At 73.4% G+C, this 19,185-nt stretch carries 13 protein-coding genes; 10 read left to right on the top strand and 3 right to left on the bottom strand.

The window, feature by feature from the left end:
- Positions 1–673: 673 nt before the first annotated feature.
- Entirely contained in the window at positions 674–895 is a 222-nt protein-coding gene (locus KWI83_RS24090) for a hypothetical protein (RefSeq protein ID WP_218516470.1), read from the top strand.
- Between the two features lie 358 nt (positions 896–1,253).
- On the opposite strand, the gene KWI83_RS24085 is transcribed toward KWI83_RS24090, so the two are convergent.
- The 3 genes from KWI83_RS24085 to KWI83_RS24075 form a co-directional block, all read right to left on the bottom strand.
- The gene (locus tag KWI83_RS24085; protein WP_308122148.1) at positions 1,254–2,528 is read right to left on the bottom strand and encodes a cation:proton antiporter; all 1,275 of its coding nucleotides are present in this window, start codon (positions 2,526–2,528) and stop codon (positions 1,254–1,256) included.
- Positions 2,515–3,153 (bottom strand): flavin reductase family protein, encoded by a 639-nt coding sequence (locus tag KWI83_RS24080; RefSeq protein ID WP_256362730.1) that lies wholly within the window; start codon positions 3,151–3,153, stop codon positions 2,515–2,517. Before KWI83_RS24080 ends, KWI83_RS24085 begins: the two co-directional genes overlap by 14 nt.
- A gap of 190 nt (positions 3,154–3,343) precedes the next feature.
- Positions 3,344–4,942 carry a tryptophan halogenase family protein gene (locus KWI83_RS24075; RefSeq protein ID WP_218516469.1) on the bottom strand — a complete coding sequence of 533 codons (1,599 nt, stop codon included), beginning with the start codon at positions 4,940–4,942 and terminating at the stop codon, positions 3,344–3,346.
- Positions 4,943–5,225: 283 nt separating this feature from the next.
- Here KWI83_RS24075 and KWI83_RS24070 point away from each other — a divergent pair, with 283 nt between their 5' ends.
- From KWI83_RS24070 to KWI83_RS24030, 9 genes are all read left to right on the top strand, one after another.
- Entirely contained in the window at positions 5,226–6,638 is a 1,413-nt protein-coding gene (locus KWI83_RS24070; RefSeq protein WP_218516468.1) for a BTAD domain-containing putative transcriptional regulator, read from the top strand.
- 88 nt (positions 6,639–6,726) lie between these two features.
- Complete coding sequence (locus tag KWI83_RS24065) at positions 6,727–8,280, top strand: aldehyde dehydrogenase family protein (protein ID WP_218516492.1); 1,554 nt, start codon at positions 6,727–6,729, stop codon at positions 8,278–8,280.
- Positions 8,277–10,127 carry a non-ribosomal peptide synthetase gene (locus KWI83_RS24060; protein ID WP_218516467.1) on the top strand — a complete coding sequence of 617 codons (1,851 nt, stop codon included), beginning with the start codon at positions 8,277–8,279 and terminating at the stop codon, positions 10,125–10,127. Before KWI83_RS24065 ends, KWI83_RS24060 begins: the two co-directional genes overlap by 4 nt.
- Positions 10,128–10,131: 4 nt before the next feature.
- Positions 10,132–10,881, top strand: coding sequence for a thioesterase II family protein (locus KWI83_RS24055; protein WP_218516466.1), 750 nt, complete (start codon positions 10,132–10,134; stop codon positions 10,879–10,881).
- Between the two features lie 133 nt (positions 10,882–11,014).
- Entirely contained in the window at positions 11,015–11,221 is a 207-nt protein-coding gene (locus tag KWI83_RS24050; protein ID WP_218516465.1) for an MbtH family NRPS accessory protein, read from the top strand.
- A 1-nt stretch (position 11,222) separates the two neighbouring features.
- Complete coding sequence (locus KWI83_RS24045) at positions 11,223–12,452, top strand: cytochrome P450 (protein ID WP_218516464.1); 1,230 nt, start codon at positions 11,223–11,225, stop codon at positions 12,450–12,452.
- Positions 12,449–16,399 (top strand): non-ribosomal peptide synthetase, encoded by a 3,951-nt coding sequence (locus tag KWI83_RS24040; protein ID WP_218516463.1) that lies wholly within the window; start codon positions 12,449–12,451, stop codon positions 16,397–16,399. Before KWI83_RS24045 ends, KWI83_RS24040 begins: the two co-directional genes overlap by 4 nt.
- Before the next feature lie 112 nt (positions 16,400–16,511).
- Positions 16,512–17,609 (top strand): winged helix DNA-binding domain-containing protein, encoded by a 1,098-nt coding sequence (locus KWI83_RS24035; RefSeq protein ID WP_218516462.1) that lies wholly within the window; start codon positions 16,512–16,514, stop codon positions 17,607–17,609.
- Positions 17,610–17,672: 63 nt separating this feature from the next.
- Complete coding sequence (locus KWI83_RS24030; RefSeq protein ID WP_218516461.1) at positions 17,673–18,974, top strand: MFS transporter; 1,302 nt, start codon at positions 17,673–17,675, stop codon at positions 18,972–18,974.
- The last annotated feature ends 211 nt before the right edge of the window (positions 18,975–19,185 follow it).

Genomic DNA, 19,185 nt, shown 5'->3' with positions numbered 1-19,185 from the left:
GGCTCTGTCGCGGAAGTACGGCGTTCACCGTCGGCTCGTGCGCGAGGCACTGGCTTCGCCGGTGCCCGCCCGCGGCGGCCGGTACGGACCTCGCAGCGGATCGAGCCCTACAAGCAGGCGGTCGATGCCTGGCTGCGGGCTGACCTCGATGCGCCGCGCGCAAGCAGCGGCACACCGAGTGGCGGATCGTCGGACGGATCGAGGAGGAGTGCGGCGAGGCGATCCCGTATCCGATGGTGCGCAACTTCGTCGCCGCGAGGCGCAAGGAGATCGCGGCCCAGGTCGTGCCCGGCCGAGGCGTTCATGACCCGTCACAGCGCGCTCGGCGCCGACGTTCTTCGAAGGACACGCGCACCCGCTGTCCACGCTGGGAGGTATGTCAGCGCATACCCCGTTCGCCGGCTCTCCACAGAGGTGACCCACGAAGGCAGCACGCGCGGCCTGGCGCGGGCTGGAGCCGGTACACGGGACGATCTACTTCGTCCCCGAGGCGAGGCGACGGTACGCAGAGCTGGGTCCCGCAGCGCCGCGTTCGGCCGAGCATCCATCGAGCTGGCTGGTCATCTCTGGCCCGCCGGGCCGCCGAGGCGGCCTGCGACCATGGGCAGGGCCGCGGCGCTCTTCGCCGCGCATGCCGCGTTGCCAGGGCGAGCCGCGCCTGGCCCGAGGAGGAGTGGGCCGGCGCCCAGGAGCGGCTGCGCGAGCGGGTCTCCTGGACGGCGAGTCCCTCAGCACGGGCGGCGCCATTCTGCGGCGGCACATCGAGGACCGCACGGAACGCCTGGCCCTTCCCGCTTACGCCGCCCTGGGCGACGCTCACTGTGAGCATCTCGCCGAGCTCGCGAGCGCCTTCGGCAGGGCCGGGGTCGAAGCCGGACTTCTCAAGCCGGGCTGAACCGACCCTTCTCCCCTCCCCCTCGTTCCTCCGCCTTGAGGACCGCTCCAGTGTGCACAGGCATGCTCGTCGAGGTGGTGCGGAGCCGCTGACGCCGGAGCGTCGGGGCGCGCCGGGATGCACTTGACGATTTCGACGACCTCTGGGGAGCAGGCTCTCGGGCGCTCGTACACCACCGTTGACGAATCGGGTTCCATGGGACGACAAGGCTTTCGTGGACGTACTCAGTCCACCTCGTCCATGCCCTGCTGGAAGAGCGGTGGGACACCAAGGGCCGCAACAGGCAGTCGCGAGGAGAGCCGACGGATCCCTTGAGACGGCCTCGTTCTCCCGTGGCGACGGGTGTGCTCGCGTGTTCTCAGGGTCGGGACTCGGCCGCGGCAGCCGGTTCCGGGACCGGGAGCGCCTGCCGGGCCGGCAGGAAGCGGGAGACCACCGGCGACGTGACCGCCGTGGTGATCAGGGCCACCAGGACCAGCATGGTGAACAGTTCCGGGCCGATCACGCCGAGTTCCAGACCGATGGACAGCACCACCAGCTCCGTCAGGCCCCGGCAGTTCATCAGGGCGCCGATCGCCATCGCCTGCCGCCAGGGCTGTCCGCAGACCAGGGCGGCACCGGCCGCTCCGCCCCACTTGCCGAGCACCGCGATCGTCAGCAGCGCCCCGGCCCACAGCCACTGCGCCGGGTCGGCGGCCAGGGTCCCCATCTCGGTGCTGAGACCGGTGTGCACGAAGAACAGCGGCAGCAGCACCGGGACCACCACGGCGCGCAGCCGCGCGGCCGACGCCTCGATGCGGCGGTGGCCACGCGGTGTGGCCACGCCGAGCAGGAACGCGCCGAACAGCGTGTGCACCCCGATCAGGTCGGTCGCCAGCGCGGAGACGCTCAGGCCGCTGAACAACAGGACCATCACGGCCCCGTCGCCCGCCCGGTCCGCCCGCCCCCGGGCCCACCGGGCGAGCAGGGGGCGGACCACCAGCAGCATGGCGGCACCGAAGGCGACGGTGAACCCCGCCGCGGTCAGGGCGTCGAGCGGGGAGCCCGCCGTGCTGAACGCGACCACCAGCGCCAGCAGGCACCAGGCGGCCACGTCGTCGACCGCCGCACAGGCCATCGCCAGGGCGCCGAGCGGAGTCCCGTACAGGCCGCGGTCCACCAGGATCCGGGCCAGCACCGGGAAGGCGGTGATGGCCATGGCCACCGCGACGAACAGCATGAACGGTGTGAACTCGACGCCCTCGGGCGCCAGTTGGTCGTACATCGGGAAGGCGAGCAGCGCGCCCAGGCCGAGGGGGAGCAGGATACCGGCCTGGCTGACGGCGACGGCGGTGCGCGAGTTGCCGCGCAGCGCGCCCAGGTCGAGCTCCAGGCCGACGAGGAACATGAACGCGAGCAGACCGAGCTGTCCCAGCACCGAGGTGTACGGCAGGACCGACTCGGGGAACAGCCAGTGCTGCGCCTCGGGCCAGAGCCAGCCGAGCAGGGACGGTCCGAGGACGATGCCCATGGTGATCTCGCCGATCACGGGTGGCTGGCCGAGGCGTCTGAGCAGGCTCGCGCCGGCCTGGCAGGCGAGGACGGCGGCCGGAACGGCGACGAGCAGGGCGCGCATGGTCTCAGCTGCGGACACGGGCGGCTCCTTCGGCCGGGACGGAACGAGGCGGGAGCGGCAGCGCGGCCGGCGGGGGGCCGGACGCGGCGGCGGACCACTCGGCGTAGCGGCGCAGGCCGTACAGGAGGGGTTGTGCGGTGGGGCGCACGCTGATGCGGCGGGCCTGTGCGAAGACGGCAGTGTGGTCGCCGAAGGCGGCGGTCTCCACGACGGTGCAGTCGGCGATGGCGTGTGCGGAGGAGGTCAGGTGCGGGCCGCCGGCGCCGAGGGGCAGCCGCCAACCGACGCGGTCGAAGCGGTCGGGCGCTCCGGAGGCGAAGAGGTCGGAGGTCGCGCGGGCCCGTTCGTGCAGCAGGTTGACGGCGAACTGCCCTTGATCGAGGAGGGCCCGCAGGGTCGGGCTCGCCGTGCGGACGCACACCACCAGGGTGGGCGGGTCCAGGGCGACGCTCGTCATCGAACTGCACGTCATGCCGCGGGGCAGGCCGTCGGCGTCGACGGCGGTGACGACGGTGACGCCGGAGGGGAAGGCGGCCATGAAGGGCCGCAGGTCCGTAGCCCGGGGTGCGGCGCGGTCCGCGGCGGCGGCCGTTTCGTTGCCGTCGCCGTCCGGAGTGTCCGGGTGCGGAGCGGAGTTGGGCATGTCTGACTCCCTGTGGAGGACGATGCAGTGCGGCCCGGCACCCGGCTGACTGCAACGCCGGGCGCCGGGCCTTGGGAGCGGCGGCGGAAGCCGGGGCGGTCCGGGGGTGGCCGCCGGTTCCGCGCCGGAGTGCTGCGGTGCCGGGGAGACGCGAGGGAGGAAGCCGGGCCACGCCCGGCCCCGGCCGCTGCTACCCGTGCAGTCGCTTGAGGTACTCGTAGGCCGTGGGCAGCGTCTCCAGCAGGTTCTGCTGCTGGCGCTTGACCGTCTCGAACAGCGGCTCGGCGCCGGCCACCGACTCCGGCTTGTACGCCAGGGCCGGCAGGGGCGCGTCGGGCTCCAGGCCCAGGCCCGCGAAGATGCAGTAGTAGCTGCCGTTGGTCCAGAAGTTGCGGAACTCGGCCTCGAAGTTGCCGTAGTACGTCGACTCGTCGGTGATCGGTGAGTTGATGGGCAGCCCCGCCCGGTAGGCGGCGATCTTTCGCTGGATGTTCTCGGGGAGGGTCAGCTTCTTGTTGGCCTGCCAGAACGGGGTGTCGTTGCGGGGCGCGTAGAAGAAGTGGGCCTGGATGAAGTCTCGGGTGTCGTCGAACATCACCTCGATCTCGTGGTTGAAGCTGTCGATCAGGCCCTGGTTGAAGGTCGTGTCGGGGAAGTGCTTGGCCAGCTGGTAGATGGCCGCGGTGATGAAGTAGATGCCGGTCGACTCCAGCGGCTCCAGGAAGCAGGACGACAGGCCGATGCTGACGACGTTCTTCACCCAGGCGCGGCGGTTGCGGCCGACCCGGAAGCGGATGTGGTTGAACGCCGTCGTCTCGGGGTCGAGACCCCACATCGCCGCGAACTCGGCGGTGGCCTGGTCCTTCTCGGTGAACTTGCTGGAGTACACGTAGCCGGTACCGAACCGCCCCAGCATGGGGATCTTCCAGGCCCAGCCGGACGACATGGCGATGGCCGAGGTGTACGGCTCCACGCCGCCGGCCTCGTCGTCGTGCGGGACGGCGGTGGCGACCGCGCTGTCGCACAGCAGGTGGTCGCTCATGTCGACGAACGGCTCGGCCATCGCCTTGTTGATCAGCAGCCCGCGGAAGCCCGAGCAGTCGACGAACAGGTCGGCGTCGAGTTCCTGGCCGCCACGGGTGCGCAGCGCGGTGACGTGGCCGCGCGCGTCCTGCAGGACCTCCGTCATCTCGTCCTGGACGTGGTGGACGCTCTGCTTCTCGGTGGCGAAGCGGCGCAGGAAGTCGGCGACGAGCTGGGCGTCGAAGTGCCAGGCGTAGCGGGTGGCGGAGCGGCCGTCGAGCCAGCGCGGCGCCTTCATCGCGTCCATGACGGGAGGCTCGCGGAAGCAGGCGTAGTCGAAGGGCTCCGTGGTGCTCCCCTCGTACTTGCGCTTGAACCAGTAGTGCGACAGCGGCGTCTGGTCGTAGTCGGGCAGTAGACCGAACGGGTGATAGAAGTGGTCGGGTCGGCCGTCGGGCAGCTCCCGGGCCGTGGCCTCACCCGTGCCCTCGGTGCGCCAGTTCACGAAGCGCACCGCCATCTTGAAGCTGGCGTTGCACTCCCGCATCCACTCGTCCTCGGCGATGCCGAGGTAGTCGAAGAACGCGCGCTGCAGGTTGGGCACCGTCGCCTCGCCGACCCCGATCCGCGGAATCGTCGGGGCTTCCAGGACGGTGATGTCGACCGTGCCCTGGAGGGCCTTGCCGAGATACGCGGCGGTCATCCAGCCGGCCGTGCCACCGCCCAGGATGACGACCTTCTTGAGTCGGGTGTCGGTACTGGTCATGGAGCAGCCCTCATTTCGGAGTCGGGAGTCACGGCCGGAAGCCGGGAGCTGGAGAAAGGGCGACGTGCGGCGGGTCGGACCCGGGCCGCGGCCGGCCCCTGTCCGGCGGACGGGGGCCGCGCACCGCCGGTGGCGGCGGCCCGGGCCATCGGAGACTCAGTCTGGGGAGCGGCTCTATGACGGACCTACAGCAACGGGATCCGGCCGGTATAGGGCCCGTGTAGAGCCGGGGAACAGACTCGCCGCAGGCAGAACGGCATACGACGGCCCCCGGGAGGACGCGATGACGACCGCGGTGACCGGAATCGCACGGCAGGCGGTGCGCATCCGCTTCTTCGGCGACTTCGAACTGACCGTGAACGGCGCCCCGGTGCGGCGCTGGCGGGCCGGCAAGGCGCGCGGGCTGTTCCAGTTCCTGGTGATCCACCGCGGTCAGACCCTCACCCGCGAGCGGCTGTACGAGGCGCTGTGGCCGGGCTCCGACCGTTCCGCCGGGGACAGCTCGCTGAAGGTGGCCGCGCACGCGCTGCGCCGGGTCCTGGACGCGCACCCCGACAGCCCGTGCGCGTCGGGGATCCGGCTGTCCTACCGCGACTTCGGCTACGTCCTGGACGTCGCCGACCTCTGGTCGGACGTGGACCGTTTCCGGGAGCTGGTGCACACCGGGCTCCGGGCGGCCGGCGCGGGCGACCGGGGTGCCGCCCGCGAACGGCTGCGGTCCGCCGTGGCGCTGTACACCGGGGAGTTTCTGCGTGGCGAGAGCGCGGACTGGGTGGTCGAGCAGCGCGAGTACCTGCGGTCGCTGGCGCTGCGCGCGCTGGAGGTGCTGCGCGCCGACGCCGCCGAACGTGAGGACTTTCCGGAGCTGATCGAGGTCTGCCGCAGCACCCTCGGCATCGACCGGCACCACGAGGAGACGTACCGGGCGCTGATGACGGCGCACGGCAGGCGCGGCGAACACGCCTGTGTGCGCCGCTGGTACGACCTGTGCGCGCGCCGACTGCGCGAGGACCTCGCGGTGGCGCCGTCCCGGGAGACCGACCGGCTGCTGCACGCGATCCTGCCCGCGGCCCTGCCGTCCGCGACAGCCCGCGCCGCGCGTTCGGCCGTGGCGCCAGCCGCACCCGGCGGTTCCTCCACCGGACTGCGCCCGCGCCCCTTACGCCGCGCCCGGCCCGACGCCCGGCCCGGTGTCCTCGCCGACGTCCGGCCCGCAATCCGTGGCGACGTCCGGCCTGGCGTCCGCCCCGATGCCGTGCCCGAGGTTCGCACCGACATCCGACCCCAACTTCGTACCGGCGCCCGTACGGACACCCGGCCCGAGATCCGCGCCGACGCCCGGCCCGCCAACCACGCCGAAACCCAACCCGAGACCCACACCAACCTCCGCCCCGAAGACCGGACCAACACCCCTCCCCAAGCCCGAACCCCCACCCGACCCGAAGCCCAAACCCGCACCCACACCGACACCCGACCCCAGGCACACCCCGACACCCGGCCCGGGATCCGCCCCGGCGTCCGACCCGAAGTGCCTGCCGCCGTCCGTGCCGCGGGGGACGCCGCGAGTCGCGTCGCCGCTGCCCGGGCCGACACCCGTCCCGCGCCCCGTCTCACCGGTCCGGCGGTCGGCCCCCGGGCCGTCGCCCCCCGTCCCGGGCCGGCCCCGGGACCCGTCCCGCCTCCGCGCATCCCGTGACCGAGCGACCCAGTGAGGAACCACCGTGACCGTGCTGACCGAGCCGCAGGGCTACGCCGTACCGACGGCCGAGCCGTCCCCGGGCGCTGTGCCGCCCCGCTACGACGACCACTTCATCGGGGGCCGCTGGACGGCGTCCGACGCCGATCGCCGGCTGGTGGTCACCGACCCCAGTTCCGAAGCGCCGCTCGCCGCGGTGCCCGCGGGGACCGCCCGCGACGCCGACCTGGCCGTACGCGCAGCCGCCACCGCCTTCCCCGGCTGGTCCGCCGCCCCCGCCCGGGAGCGGGCGGCTGTGCTGCGGCGGGTGGTCGAGGGGCTGGAGCGCAACGCCACGCGGTTCGCCGGGATCATCACGGCCGAGGTCGGGGCGCCGTCCCGGATGGCGCTGCAGACCCATGTCGGCCTGGCGATCGGCATGGCGGCGCACTGCGTGGAGACCGCCACGTCCTACGGGTTCGAGGAGCGGGTCGGCCACTCCCTGGTGGTGCGTGAGGCCGCCGGTGTCGCCGCGTGCATCACGCCGTGGAACGTGCCGCTGCTGCTGACGGTGCAGAAGCTGCTGCCCGCGCTCGCGGCCGGCTGCACCGTCGTGCACAAGCCCAGCGAACTGACGCCGCTGCACGCCCGGCTCCTCGCCGAGGTCTTCGCCGAGGCCGATCTGCCGCCCGGCGTGGCCAACATGGTCGTCGGCACCGGTGACACCGTCGGCACCGCCCTCGTCACCCACCCACTGGTCGACGTGGTGTCGCTGACCGGCTCCACCCGTGCCGGGCGCCGGGTCGCGGCCCTGGGCGCCGACGGCGTCAAGCGGGTCCACCTGGAACTCGGCGGCAAGAACGCCTCCCTGGTCCTGCCCGACGCCGATCTGCGGGCAGCGGTGGGCGCCACCGTCGACCAGGTCCTGTTCAACACGGGCCAGACATGTCTGCAGTGGAGTCGGCTGCTGGTGCCCCGGGACCGCCAGGACGAGGCGGTCGAACTGGCCGGACGGATCATGGACGGGTACGTCACGGGCGATCCCCGCGATCCCGCGACCGACCTCGGCCCGCTGGTGTCGGCCGCCGCTCACGCCCGGGTCACCGACTACATCGTGCGGGGCGCGTCCGAGGGCGGCGCCCGCCTGGTGCACGGCGGCGCCGGCCGTCCCGCCGGCCTCACCACCGGCTACTACGTCCGGCCCACCGTCTTCGCCGACGTCGACCCGCTGACGACGATCGGCCAGGAGGAGATCTTCGGGCCGGTGCTGTGCGTCATCCCGTACGACGACGAGGACGAGGCGGTCCGGATCGTCAACGGCACCCGGTACGGGCTGCACGGCGCGGTCTGGTCCGGCGACGACGACCGGGCCGAGCGCGTCGCACGCCGGTTCCGTACCGGCCTGGTCGACGTCAACGGCGGGTCGTTCAACCCGGCGGCGCCGTTCGGCGGTTTCAAGCAGTCCGGCATCGGCCGGGAGTGCGGGACCGCCGGGCTGGAGGCCTTCCTGGAGACCAAGTCGATGCAGCTGCCGCAACGCGGGGGGAACGGCGGGCCCGTGGTCGGCCCGCGCCTGCGCGCCACCGCGCCGGCCACGACACCCCCGGCGGCCGCGACGGTCGCACCCACCGCTGTCCCCGACGAGGAGAGGAACGACGGATGACGGCCCAGCACGCCGGTTCCGTACCGGCCCCGCGGCCCGCGCACGGGCCGTCGGCGGGAGCTGCTCCCCCGCTGTTCGCCGCGCTGGCGCGCTGGACCCGTGAGCAGCCGGACGCGCCCGCCGTCAGCGCCGAGGACGGCACCCTGACCTACGCGGACCTCACCGCGCGCACCGCCGCCACCGCGGCGGCGCTCGCCGCGGCCGGCGCTGGACCCGAGCGCGCCGTCGGACTGCTCCTCGGCCGTTCCCGCGAGAGCGTGCCCGCGCTCCTCGCGGTGTGGAGCCTCGGCGCAACGGCCGTGCCCCTCGACCCGGACCATCCGGTGGAGCGGCTCGCCTCGGTCCTGCTCGACGCCCAGGCCACCCTGCTGGTGGCCGCGGACGTCCCCGAGGGGCTCGACCTCACGGGCATCCGTACGGTCACCCCGGCCGGCGCCGCCCGCGAAGAGCTCGCCGTGACCGTCCCCGCGCCCGACACGTGCGCGTACGTGATCTACACGTCCGGCACCACGGGCCGCCCCAAGGGCGTCGAGGTCACCTACCGCGGCCTGGACACCTTCCTCGGCGCGCTCGCCGGAGTGGGGCTGCCGTCCGGCGGTCTCGGCCTCAACGCCGTCTCGCCGGCCTTCGACGGCTGGCTGTGGTGCACGCTGCTCTACCTCGTCCACGGTCAGGGCGTCGCCCTGGTGGACCTGTCCCTGGACGGACTGCGCCGCGCCGACGCACAGGGCCGGGAGCCGCTGCCCGCCGGGCTGCGCACCGCCTCCCTGACCCCGTCGCTGCTGGCCGCCCACGGCGGCGCGCTCGACGAGGCGGAGGTGGTCGTCGTGGCCGGCGAGACCTGTCCGGCGGCGCTCGCCGCGCGCTACGCCCGGGGCCGGCGGCTGCTGAACGTGTACGGACCGACGGAGGCCACGATCGCGGCGACCTGGGCCGACAGTGAGCGGGGGGACGACGTGAGCAGCATCGGACGGCCGCTGCCCGACTACCGGGCGTACGTCCTGGACGACGACCTGCACCCGGTGCCCGCCGGGACCGAGGGCGAGCTCTACCTCGGCGGGCCGGCCGTGGCCCGCGGCTACCGCAACCGCGCGGGCCTGACCGCCGCCCGGTTCCTGCCCGACCCGTTCCAGGGCGGCGGGGCGCGGATGTACCGCACCGGGGACGTGGTGGTCCGGCTGGTGAGCGGCGAGCTGGAGTACCGGGGGCGGCGCGACGACCAGGTGAAGGTGCGGGGCCACCGCGTGGAACTGGGCGAGGTGGAACGGATCGCCGCCGAGGTGCCCGGCGTGGTCGCCGCGGCCTGCTGCCCGCTCACCTCGGGCCAGTCGCTGGGCCTCGCGGTCGTCGCCGCTCCGGACGCCGGTGCGCCCGAGCGGCTGGCCGCCGAGGTCGCCGCGCACTGCGCCGCGCTCCTGCCGCAGGCGGCGGTGCCCGCCGCGGTGCGGGTGGTGGACCGCATCCCCACCCTGGGCACCGGCAAGGCCGACCGTGCGGCGCTCGCCGCCGGGTTCACGGCACCGGCGCAGGCGCAGGAGCCGGTTGCCGCCACGGCGTGGGAACGCCAGGTGATGACGGTCTGGGCCGAGGTGCTGGAGTGCGAGGTCCCCGGGCCGGACGCCGACTTCTTCGAGCTGGGCGGACACTCCCTGGCCGCCGCCCGGGTCGTGGCGGACCTCCGCCGGGTCACCGGGCTGCAGGTCACCCTCGGCAAGCTGCTCGCCGCTCCCACCGTCGCGGACGTCGCCGCCGAACTGGACCGGCTCGCCACCGGATCCGGGGCCGCCGGACCCGCCCTCACCACACCCACAACGGCCGGACCCGTCCTCGCCGCCGAGGGGGCCTGACGCCATGGGCCGCTGGCTCTCCACCTGGCCGTCCGGCCCGGACGACGCCGCGCTCCCGGCGCTGCTGTGCCTGCCGCCCGCCGGCGCGGGCTGCCAGCAGTTCCGCGCCTGGACGCCGGCCCTCGCCGGAGTCGGGCAGGTCTACGGCGCGCAGCTGCCGGGCCGCGAGAACCGCTGGCGCGAGCCGATGCCGCGGACGTTCGGCGAGGCCGTCGAGGCGATCGCCGACGAGCTGCGGCCGGTCGTCGCCGGCGGACGCCCCCTGGTCGTCTTCGGCCACAGCTTCGGCGGGCTGCTCGGCTACGAGGTCGCCCGCCGGGTGCGGCCCGCCGCGCTGGTGGTCAGCGCCTGCCGGGCCCCCGGCCACTGGGACGGCGCCGGGCGGGGCATCGTCGAGGACGACGACGAGTTGGACAAGTTGTTCGACACCGCCGGGCTCGACCCCGCCTTCCTCGACGAGGACACCCGCGCGCTGATGGTCGCGATGCTCCGCAAGGACGCGGTGCTGTCGCTCAGTTACACCCACTCCCCCGCCACCGCCCTGTCCGTGCCCGTGCACGCCTGGCGGGCCGCGGGCGACGACACCGTCAGCGAGGAGGACCTGGCCGGATGGGCAGCGGTCACCACCGCGGCCTTCCGCGTCCACCGCGTCCAGGGCGGCCATCACGCCGTGCTGCGCCGCCCGCAGGCACTCCTCGAGCACCTGACCGTGCTGCTGCGGCACGCCGCCGCGGCGCAGGCCGAGGCCACCTGACATCACGTCACATCACGTCACGTCAGGTCACGTCAGGTCACGTCAGGTCACGAGCGAGACCCGTACATCCGCCCCTGCCCGAGAACCGTGTGCCCGAGCCACAAGCCCACCATGACCGAGCCCGGAGGACGTCGTGCCCACCATTTATCAGGTCCTCGTCAACCACGAGGAGCAGTACGCGCTGTATCCCGTGGCACGCGAGCTGCCCGACGGCTGGACGCCGGACGGGTTCAGCGGCACCGAGGACGAGTGCGTCGCCCACGTGGACGCCCGCTGGAGCGACACGCGCCCCCGCAGCGTGCGCGCCACGGCCACCGCACCGCGGGGCGGGGGCAGCTGAGATGCGGATCGACCTGCTCGACCCGGCGCCCTTCGCCCGCAACGACTTCTGGTCCGCGTTCAGCTGGCTGCGCGCCCACGCGCCGGTGTACTGGCACCCCGAGCCCGGTGGCGACGACGGTTTCTGGGTGCTGAGCAAGCACCGCGACATCATGGCCGTGTACGCCGACAGCGACACGTTCAGCTCGGCGCGGGGCATGCGGCTCGGCAGTGACCCGGCGGCGGTCGCGGCCGTCAGCCAGCGGATGCTGATCGTCTCCGACGCCCCGCAGCACACCCGGCTCAAGCGGGCGCTGTACCAGGCGTTCGGGCCGCAGCAGATGCCCCGCCTGGAGGCCCTCGTCGAGAAGGTGGTCGGCGAACTGGTGGCCGAGGCCGCCCAGCTCGACGAGCTGGACTTCATCGACCTCGCCAAGCAGCTGCCCAACCGGGTGGTCTGCGCCATGATGGGCATCCCGCGCGCCGACTGGGCGTGGATCGGGGCGCTGACCACCGACGCGTTCGACTCCCCCGACGAGACCGTGCGCAGCAACGCGCACTCGGAGATCTTCCTCTACTTCATCGAGCTGCTCGGGGAGCGCCGGGCCCGCCCCGGCGACGACCTGGTCAGTCACATCGCGTACGACACCCTGGTCGACGAGGGGGACGGCACCGAACGCCCCTTGAGCGACGAGGAGATCGTCTTCAACTGCAACGGGGTGCTGTCCGGCGCCAACGAGACCACCCGCTACTCCGCCGCCGGGGCGGTGCACATGTTCGCCGCGCTGCCGGAGCAGTGGGAGCTGCTGCGCGATCTCGGCCCCGCCGGCATCGCGCCGGCCGTCGAAGAGATCCTGCGCTGGACGACGCCCGGGGTGCACGCCCTGCGCACCGCGGTGCGCGACACCGAGATCGCCGGCACGCGCATCGCCGCCGGGGACCGGGTCACGCTGTGGAACGTCTCCGCCAACCGCGACGAGGACGTGTTCACCGACCCGCACGAATTCCGGGTCGACCGGCGTCCCAACCGCCACGTCGCCTTCGGCCACGGGCGCCACCTCTGCCTGGGCGCCCGTCTCGCCCGCTTCGAACTCGGTGCGCTGCTGACCGAGATGCTCGCCACGCTGGACGGTTTCGAGCCGACCGGGCCCGCCCAGTTCAACTCGTCCAATTTCACGTGGGGGATCAAGAGTCTCCCGGTGCGGCTGCTGCGCAGCCGGGCTTTCGCACGCCGAGAAAGGGCCTCGCTGTGACCACCGCACTCGTCGACTTCAACCGGACCGACACCGACTTCCCCGCCACCGGCTATGCCGGGCTCCTCGCCGAGCAGGCCGCCCGGACCCCCGGCGCCCCGGCCCTGGTCCAGGGCGAACGCTACTGGACGTACGCGGAACTGGAGGCCGTCACCAACCGGCTGGCCCACGCGCTGATCGCCGAGGGCGCGGCTCCCGGCGAGCGGATCGGGCTGTGCTACCCGCGCGGCGCCGAGTACGTCATCGGGTCTCTCGCCGTTCTCAAGACCGGGGCGGCGATCGTGGCGCTGGACCCCGTCAACCCCGACGACCGGCTCGCCGCGATGATCGCCGACGCGGCCCCGCTGCTCGTGCTCACCGCACCCGCGACCGTCCCGCGGCTGCCCGAGGGCGTGGTGTGCGCCGACGCGGCCACCGCCGGGCACGGACGGCCGGACACCGCGACCGGTGTGCCCACCGGCCCGGACACCGTCAGCCACCTCATCTACACGTCCGGGTCCACCGGCACGCCCAAGGCCGTCCTGGAGCGGCACGGCGCCCTGACCAACCTGGTGCACTGGACCGGGCGGGCCTACGGAGTGCGCCCCGGCGACCGGGCGTCCTGGATGTCCACGCCCGGCTTCGCGGTGCAGATCATGGAGTGGCTGCCGTACCTGCCGCTGGGCGCGGCGGTCCACATACCGGAGGCGGGCCGGGCGCAGACCCCGGAGCAGATCCGGGACTGGCTGAGCGAGCAGCGCATCACCCACACCATGCTGGTCGCCGCGCTCGCGGAACCCGTGTGGGGGCTGCACTGGCCGCACGACACGGCGCTGCGCATCCTGGTGACGACGGCGGAGCGGGTGCACACCTGGCCGCCGGTCGACACGCCGTTCCGGGTGGTCATGACGTACGGCACCACCGAGACGACCAACGTGCTGACCTGCCTGGATCTCGGCGCGGGCGTCGACTTCACCAGCCAGGCCACCCCCGCGGAGGTCCGCGCCGAGCGCCAGGTGCCCGTCGGGGTGCCCATCGCCAACATGCGCGTCCACCTGCTCGACGGGGAGGACCGGCCGGTCGCCGACGGCGAGGTCGGCCGGCTGCACGTCTCGGGCGCCGGGGTGGCCGCCGGGTACCACGGCCGCCCGGAGCTGACGGCGGCGAAGTTCCGGTCCGGGGTCCTCGCCGACGACCCGTATCCGGTGCTGTACGACACCGGTGACCTGGCCCGGCGCCGGGAGGACGGCGCGCTGGAGCTGCTCGGCCGGTCCGACGCGCAGGTGAAGATCCGCGGTTTCCGCGTGGAGCTCGGCGAGGTCGAGACGCACGTCGCCCGCCTCGACACGGTCGCCGAGGCCGTGGTCGTCACCCAGGAGCGCGGCACCGACGACAAACGCCTCGTGGCCTACGTCTCCGCCGACGGCGACGCGGTCGCGGACCCCGGCGCGATCCGGGCGGCCGTGGCCCGCACCCTGCCGTACTACATGGTCCCCGGCGCGGTCGTCGTCCTGCCCGCGCTGCCCCGCCTGCCCAACGGGAAGGTCGACCGGCAGAACCTGCCCGAGCCGCCGGAGCCCCGCGAGGGCGTCAGCGCCGGGTACGAGCCGCCGCGCAACGAGGTCGAGGACGGGCTGGTGCGCCTGTGGGGCGAGGCGTTCCGCACCGAGACCGTCGGCATCCACGACAACTTCTTCGATCTGGGCGGGCACTCCCTGCTCGCGTTCCAGCTCATCGACGAGATCCGCCGCCGCTACGGCGTCGAACTGAGCCTGTCCGACCTGTCGTCCTGCCCGACCGTCGCCGAACTCGGCACCCTCATCGTGAGCGAACGCACCGGCGGGCGCGGTGAGTTCGGCGGCCTGGCCGCCATCGTCCCGGACCCGGCGGCGCGCTTCGAGCCGTTCCCGCTGACCGAGAGCCAGCAGGCCCTGTGGATCGGCCGCGGCGGCCTGGTGGACCTGGGCAACGTGGGCTGCCACGGCTACTTCGAGTGGGAGAGCGAGCGGCTCGACGTCCCGCGGTTCGAGACCGCGTGGCGCCGACTGGTCGAGCGCCACGACGCGCTGCGCACCCGCGTCCTGCCCGACGGCACCCAGCAGGTGTACGAGGAGATCCCCGCGTACGACATCCCGGTCACCGACCTCGGCGGGCTGGACGCGGCGCAGCGGCAGGCGGAGCTGGACGCGCTGCGCGAGCGGCTGTCCCACCAGGTCCTCGACGCCGACGGCTGGCCGCTGTTCGACGTGCGGATCAGCCTGCTCGGCGGCGGCCGCGCCCGCATCCACCTGTGCCTGGACTTCCTCGTGGCCGACGCGTGGAGCTACTTCCAAGTGCTGATCCCGGACTTGGTGGCGTACTACACCGAGCCGGACGCCGAACTGCCGCCGCTGGAGCTGTCGTTCCGCGACTACGTGCTGGCCGTCGGCAGCTCCCTGCGCGGCAGCGAGCTGTACCGCCGCTCCGAGTGGTACTGGCGGGACCGGCTCGCCACCCTGCCGCCCGCCCCCGCCCTGCCCGAACGCCCGGCCGGCGCCCCGGTGCTGCCCGTGCGCTTCGAACGGCTCAGCCACGTCGTGCCCGCCGAGCTGTGGGCCCGCATCCAGGAGCGGGCCGGGGACCGCAAAGTGACCCCGTCCGGGGTGCTGGCCGCCGCCTACGCCGAGATCCTCGGCCGGGCCTGCGGCCAGTCGCGGTTCACCATCAACTTCCCGCTGTTCAACCGGCTTCCGCTGCACCCCCAGGTCAACTCCCTGCTCGCGGACACCACGACCACCCTGCTGCTCGCCGTGGAGCAGCGGGACACCACGTTCGCCGGCCGCGCGCAGGCCGTGCAGCGCAGGCTGTGGGCCGACCTGGAGCACCGCTACTTCAGCGGCGTCCAGGTGCTGCGTGAGCTGACGAAGATGCGCGGAACCCTCGCGCCCGCGATGCCGGTGGTGATGACGAGTCTGGCCGGTCACCCGCCGCAGTACGAGGAGACCGAGCTGGGCGTGCCGGTGTACGGCATCTCCCAGACGCCGCAGGTCTCGCTGGACTTCCAGGTCTTCGAGAAGGCCGGCGGCCTGACCTTCAACTGGGACTACCTGCCGGCCGTCCACCCGGACGGACTGGTCCCGTCCATGTTCCGTGACTTCGTCGCCCTGCTGGAGGCACTCGGCGAGGAGGAGACCTGGGAGCGTCTCTCGGCGCCGCCCGGCGACCAGGAGAAGGAGGAGGCCGCCGAGCCCGTCGAGGAGCGGGACACCGGCGACGCGTGGGAGCGCTACTGGGCGGGTGTCCGGCGCACCGGCAGGGGCGGCGACGTCATCTGGGACGCGGCCAGCACCGAGGAGTTCCGGTGGCTGCTCGGCCAGGCCCGCCGGCACTTCCGCGACGACCTGCCCGTCATCGACCTGGGCTGCGGCAACGGCCGCTACAGCCGCGAACTGGCCCCGCACTACCCGCGGGTGGTCGGAGTGGACGTGTCCGTCAGCGCGATCGAGCACGCCGTGCGCGAGGCCCGCGCGGAGGGCGTGGCGAACGTCGACTACCACGCCGTCGACATGACCGACGCCGAGCAGGCCGGCGTCCTGGGCGAGGGCCCGTACAACATCTTCGTCCGCGGTGTCTTCCACGTCCTCGACGGTGCGGCCCGGGCCCGCCTCGCGGCCGTCGCGGGGCGGCTGCTCGGACCCGACGGGGTGCTGATCGTCCACGAGCCGGACTACTCCGGGAACTCCTTCGGCTACCTCGGCTTCGTCGGCGGCAAGCGCGGCCGCGCCGAGGGCCTGGTCGCGCCGCTGGAGGCCGCCGGTGTGCGGCACTCCCACCGCTTCACCCGGCCCGAACTGAGCGCCGCCTTCCCCGCGGACGACTGGGAGGTTCTGGAGGACCACCCGATCCAGCTGCACGCCATCGACCCGCAGTCCGACGCGGAGGCACTGCTGCTGCCGGGCTACTACGCGGTGCTGCGCCGCAGGCGCTGAGCGCGGCGGCGGACCGGCCCCTCGGCCGGCACGTACCGGCCCTCGAACACCATGCGGCTGCGGGCGGTGTCCCGCAGCCGCCCACCCCTTTGTCGGTGAAAGACTGGAGACCGTGGAACGACGAACTGCCGACCGGCTGCTGAGGGCACGCGCACAGGCGATCGGGGGGCGGGCCCGTGAGACGACGGTCGCCGCCGCCCTGGACCGGGTCCTCGCCGTGCAGGCGCAGGACCTCGCGGCGGCGGGCCTCGGCCTGCGCGCCCGCGTGGCGGGCCTGACCGCCGACGACGTACGACGGGCCACCGACGTGGAACGGACCGCCGTACGCGGCTGGTTCATGCGCGGCACCCTCCAGCTCGTCCCCGCCGCCGACGCGCGCTGGCTGCTGAACCTGTTCGGCCCGGTGTACCTGGCTCTCGGCGCGCGCCGGCTGCGCGAACTCGGCCTGGACGAGGACCTGTGCGAACGTGCCGCGCGGCTGGTCGTGCGGGCGATCGACGGCGAGGGCCCGCTGACCCGGGCCGAACTGACCGAGCGGCTCACCGCGTTGGGCGTGGAGCCCAAGGGCCAGTCGGCCTTCCACCTCATCCGGCGCACCGCGCTGTCCGGACTGATCTGCCACGGCCCCCAGCGGGCCGGTGAGGCCACCTTCGTCCTGCTCGACGACTGGGTGCCGGGCACCGGCCGGCTGCCGTTCACGGGAGCCGCCGCGGAGACCGAGCTCGCCCGTCGTTACCGCGCGGCCCACGGGCCGAGTGACGCCGTGGACTTCGCCCACTGGTCGGGCCTGCGCGCGGGTACGTGCAAGAAGGCCTGGGCGGCCGCCGGGGAGACGCCCGCGCAGGACGCGGACGGCATTCCGCGAGGTGATGTGCGGCTGCTGCCCGCGTACGACAACTACCTTCTCGGGTACCGTCGCAGAGAGCTCTCGGTGCCCTCCGAGCACGAGCGCCGGGTGTGGCCCGGGGGCGGGGTGATCCGGCCGACGATCGTGGTCGACGGGTGGGCCGTCGGCACCTGGTCGGGCGGTCGGCGCGGCGGCGCACCGGTGGTCGAGCCCTTCCCCGGGAGCGGGCCCTTCGACGACGCGACGGCGGCGGGGATCGCCGGGGAGAGCGCCGACATCGCGCGCTTCTCCGGCGTCTACAACGCTTCTCATACGCTCTCTACACCGGATCTCCGGCCGCCCGGATTCGTAACCGGCCCCTAACCCGCCCTTCCTACGGTCAGTGCCGTCCGACAAATCCGTCCCCAATCAGAAAAGGGCGTCGACATGGCACTCGGTCGGCATTCCGATTTCAACCGCCTGTGGTTCGGGCAGACCGTCAGCAACTTCGGCGACAAGATCTCCCTGCTTGCGCTGCCGACCCTCGCGGTCGTCTTCCTCGACGGGGGAGCGTTCGAGGTCGGTGTCCTCGGCGCACTGCGTTTCCTGCCCTTCCTCCTGCTGGCGCCGATCGCCGGTCTCGTCGCCGACAGGTTCTCGCGCCGCAGCATCATGATCGTGGCGGACCTGGGCCGCTTCCTGGCCCTGGGCTCCATCCCGCTGGCGTTCGCGCTGGACTCCGTCACGATGGCGCACGTCTACGTCGTGGCCGGTCTCGCCGGCATCCTGACCGCGTTCTTCGAGGTCTCGTACCAGTCCTGGCTGCCGCAGCTCATCGGCACGGAGAACCTCGTCGAGGGCAACACCAAGCTCCAGATCAGCCGCAGCGTCGCCGAGGCCGTCGGCGCCGGCGCGGGCGGCGCGCTGATCCAGCTGCTCGGGGCGGCACGCGCCATCACGGCTGACGCCTTCACCTTCCTGGTCTCGCTGCTCGCGCTGCTGCTCATCCGGCACCGCGACACGCGGGCGAAGGTGGAGGAGACCAAGACGTCCGCCAAGGCGGAGATGAAGGAGGGCCTGAAGACCCTCTTCGGCAGCCCCGTCCTGCGCGGCCTGTTCACCGCCAACGTCGTGGTCAACCTCGGTGCCGCGATGGGTGACGCGCTGCTGATCGTGTACGCGTACAAGGTCCTCGACCTGAGCCCCGGCCAGGTCGGCGCGGCGTTCGCCGTGATGTCGGTCTTCGTGATCGTCGGCGCGGTCCTGTCCGAGATGGTCACCAAGGTGCTCACCGTCGGCCGCACCCTGGTCCTGACCGCGGTCGTGCTGGGCGCCGGGTACATCCTGGTGCCGACGGGCGGCGCGGTCGCCGGCTTCGCCGGCCTGATCGTGGTCCAGGCCGTCATCGGCTTCGTGTCCCCGATGTTCGACATCCACGTCCTGAGCCTGGTGCAGGGCGTCACCCCCAACGAGCAGATGGGCCGGGTCAGCGGCACCGCGCTGGCGGCGGTCTACGGCGCCCTGTCCATCGGCTACTTCGCGGGCGGCGCGCTCGGGGAGGCGCTCGGTCTGACCGGGGGCCTGGCCATCGCCGGAGCACTCAGCATCATCGGCGGTCTGACGCTCCTCGGGGGCCCGGTGGCCGCGATCAAGGAGATGCCGGGCGGGGACGCACCCGCCGACCCGGACACCTCGAACGCCCCGGACGCCGATCCGGCACGCGCGGACGGCACGAAGGTCGGCGCGTAGCGCGACCCGGGCACGTCGGAGGGGGTGCCGGCCGGTCCGGCACCCGCTCCGCACCCGTGCGGGAGCACCGGCGGATCCGTACGCACTCGCGGGACCGGGCGCACCCACCGGCCCCGGGGGCCCGGCACGCCGCAGCGGCATGCGGCCCTCGCCCGAGCGGCGGCCGAAGCACAGCGAAGAGCCGACGCCGCCACCCCGACAGACCGCACCA

This window comes from Streptomyces sp. TRM70350 (assembly GCF_019219825.1).
Classification (GTDB): domain Bacteria; phylum Actinomycetota; class Actinomycetes; order Streptomycetales; family Streptomycetaceae; genus Streptomyces.
Note: the sequence above shows the minus strand (reverse complement) of the source record. Positions and strands in the feature narration are given on the sequence as shown.

Excerpts from the sequence above, each read along its gene's own strand:
- KWI83_RS24030 (WP_218516461.1), top strand. The coding sequence starts at position 17,673 with ATGGCACTCGGTCGGCATTCCGATTTCAACCGCCTGTGGTTCGGGCAG.
- KWI83_RS24080 (WP_256362730.1), bottom strand. The coding sequence starts at position 3,153 with ATGCCCAACTCCGCTCCGCACCCGGACACTCCGGACGGCGACGGCAAC.
- KWI83_RS24045 (WP_218516464.1), top strand. The coding sequence starts at position 11,223 with ATGCGGATCGACCTGCTCGACCCGGCGCCCTTCGCCCGCAACGACTTC.
- KWI83_RS24070 (WP_218516468.1), top strand. The coding sequence starts at position 5,226 with ATGACGACCGCGGTGACCGGAATCGCACGGCAGGCGGTGCGCATCCGC.
- KWI83_RS24075 (WP_218516469.1), bottom strand. The coding sequence starts at position 4,942 with ATGACCAGTACCGACACCCGACTCAAGAAGGTCGTCATCCTGGGCGGT.
- KWI83_RS24055 (WP_218516466.1), top strand. The coding sequence starts at position 10,132 with ATGGGCCGCTGGCTCTCCACCTGGCCGTCCGGCCCGGACGACGCCGCG.
- KWI83_RS24060 (WP_218516467.1), top strand. The coding sequence starts at position 8,277 with ATGACGGCCCAGCACGCCGGTTCCGTACCGGCCCCGCGGCCCGCGCAC.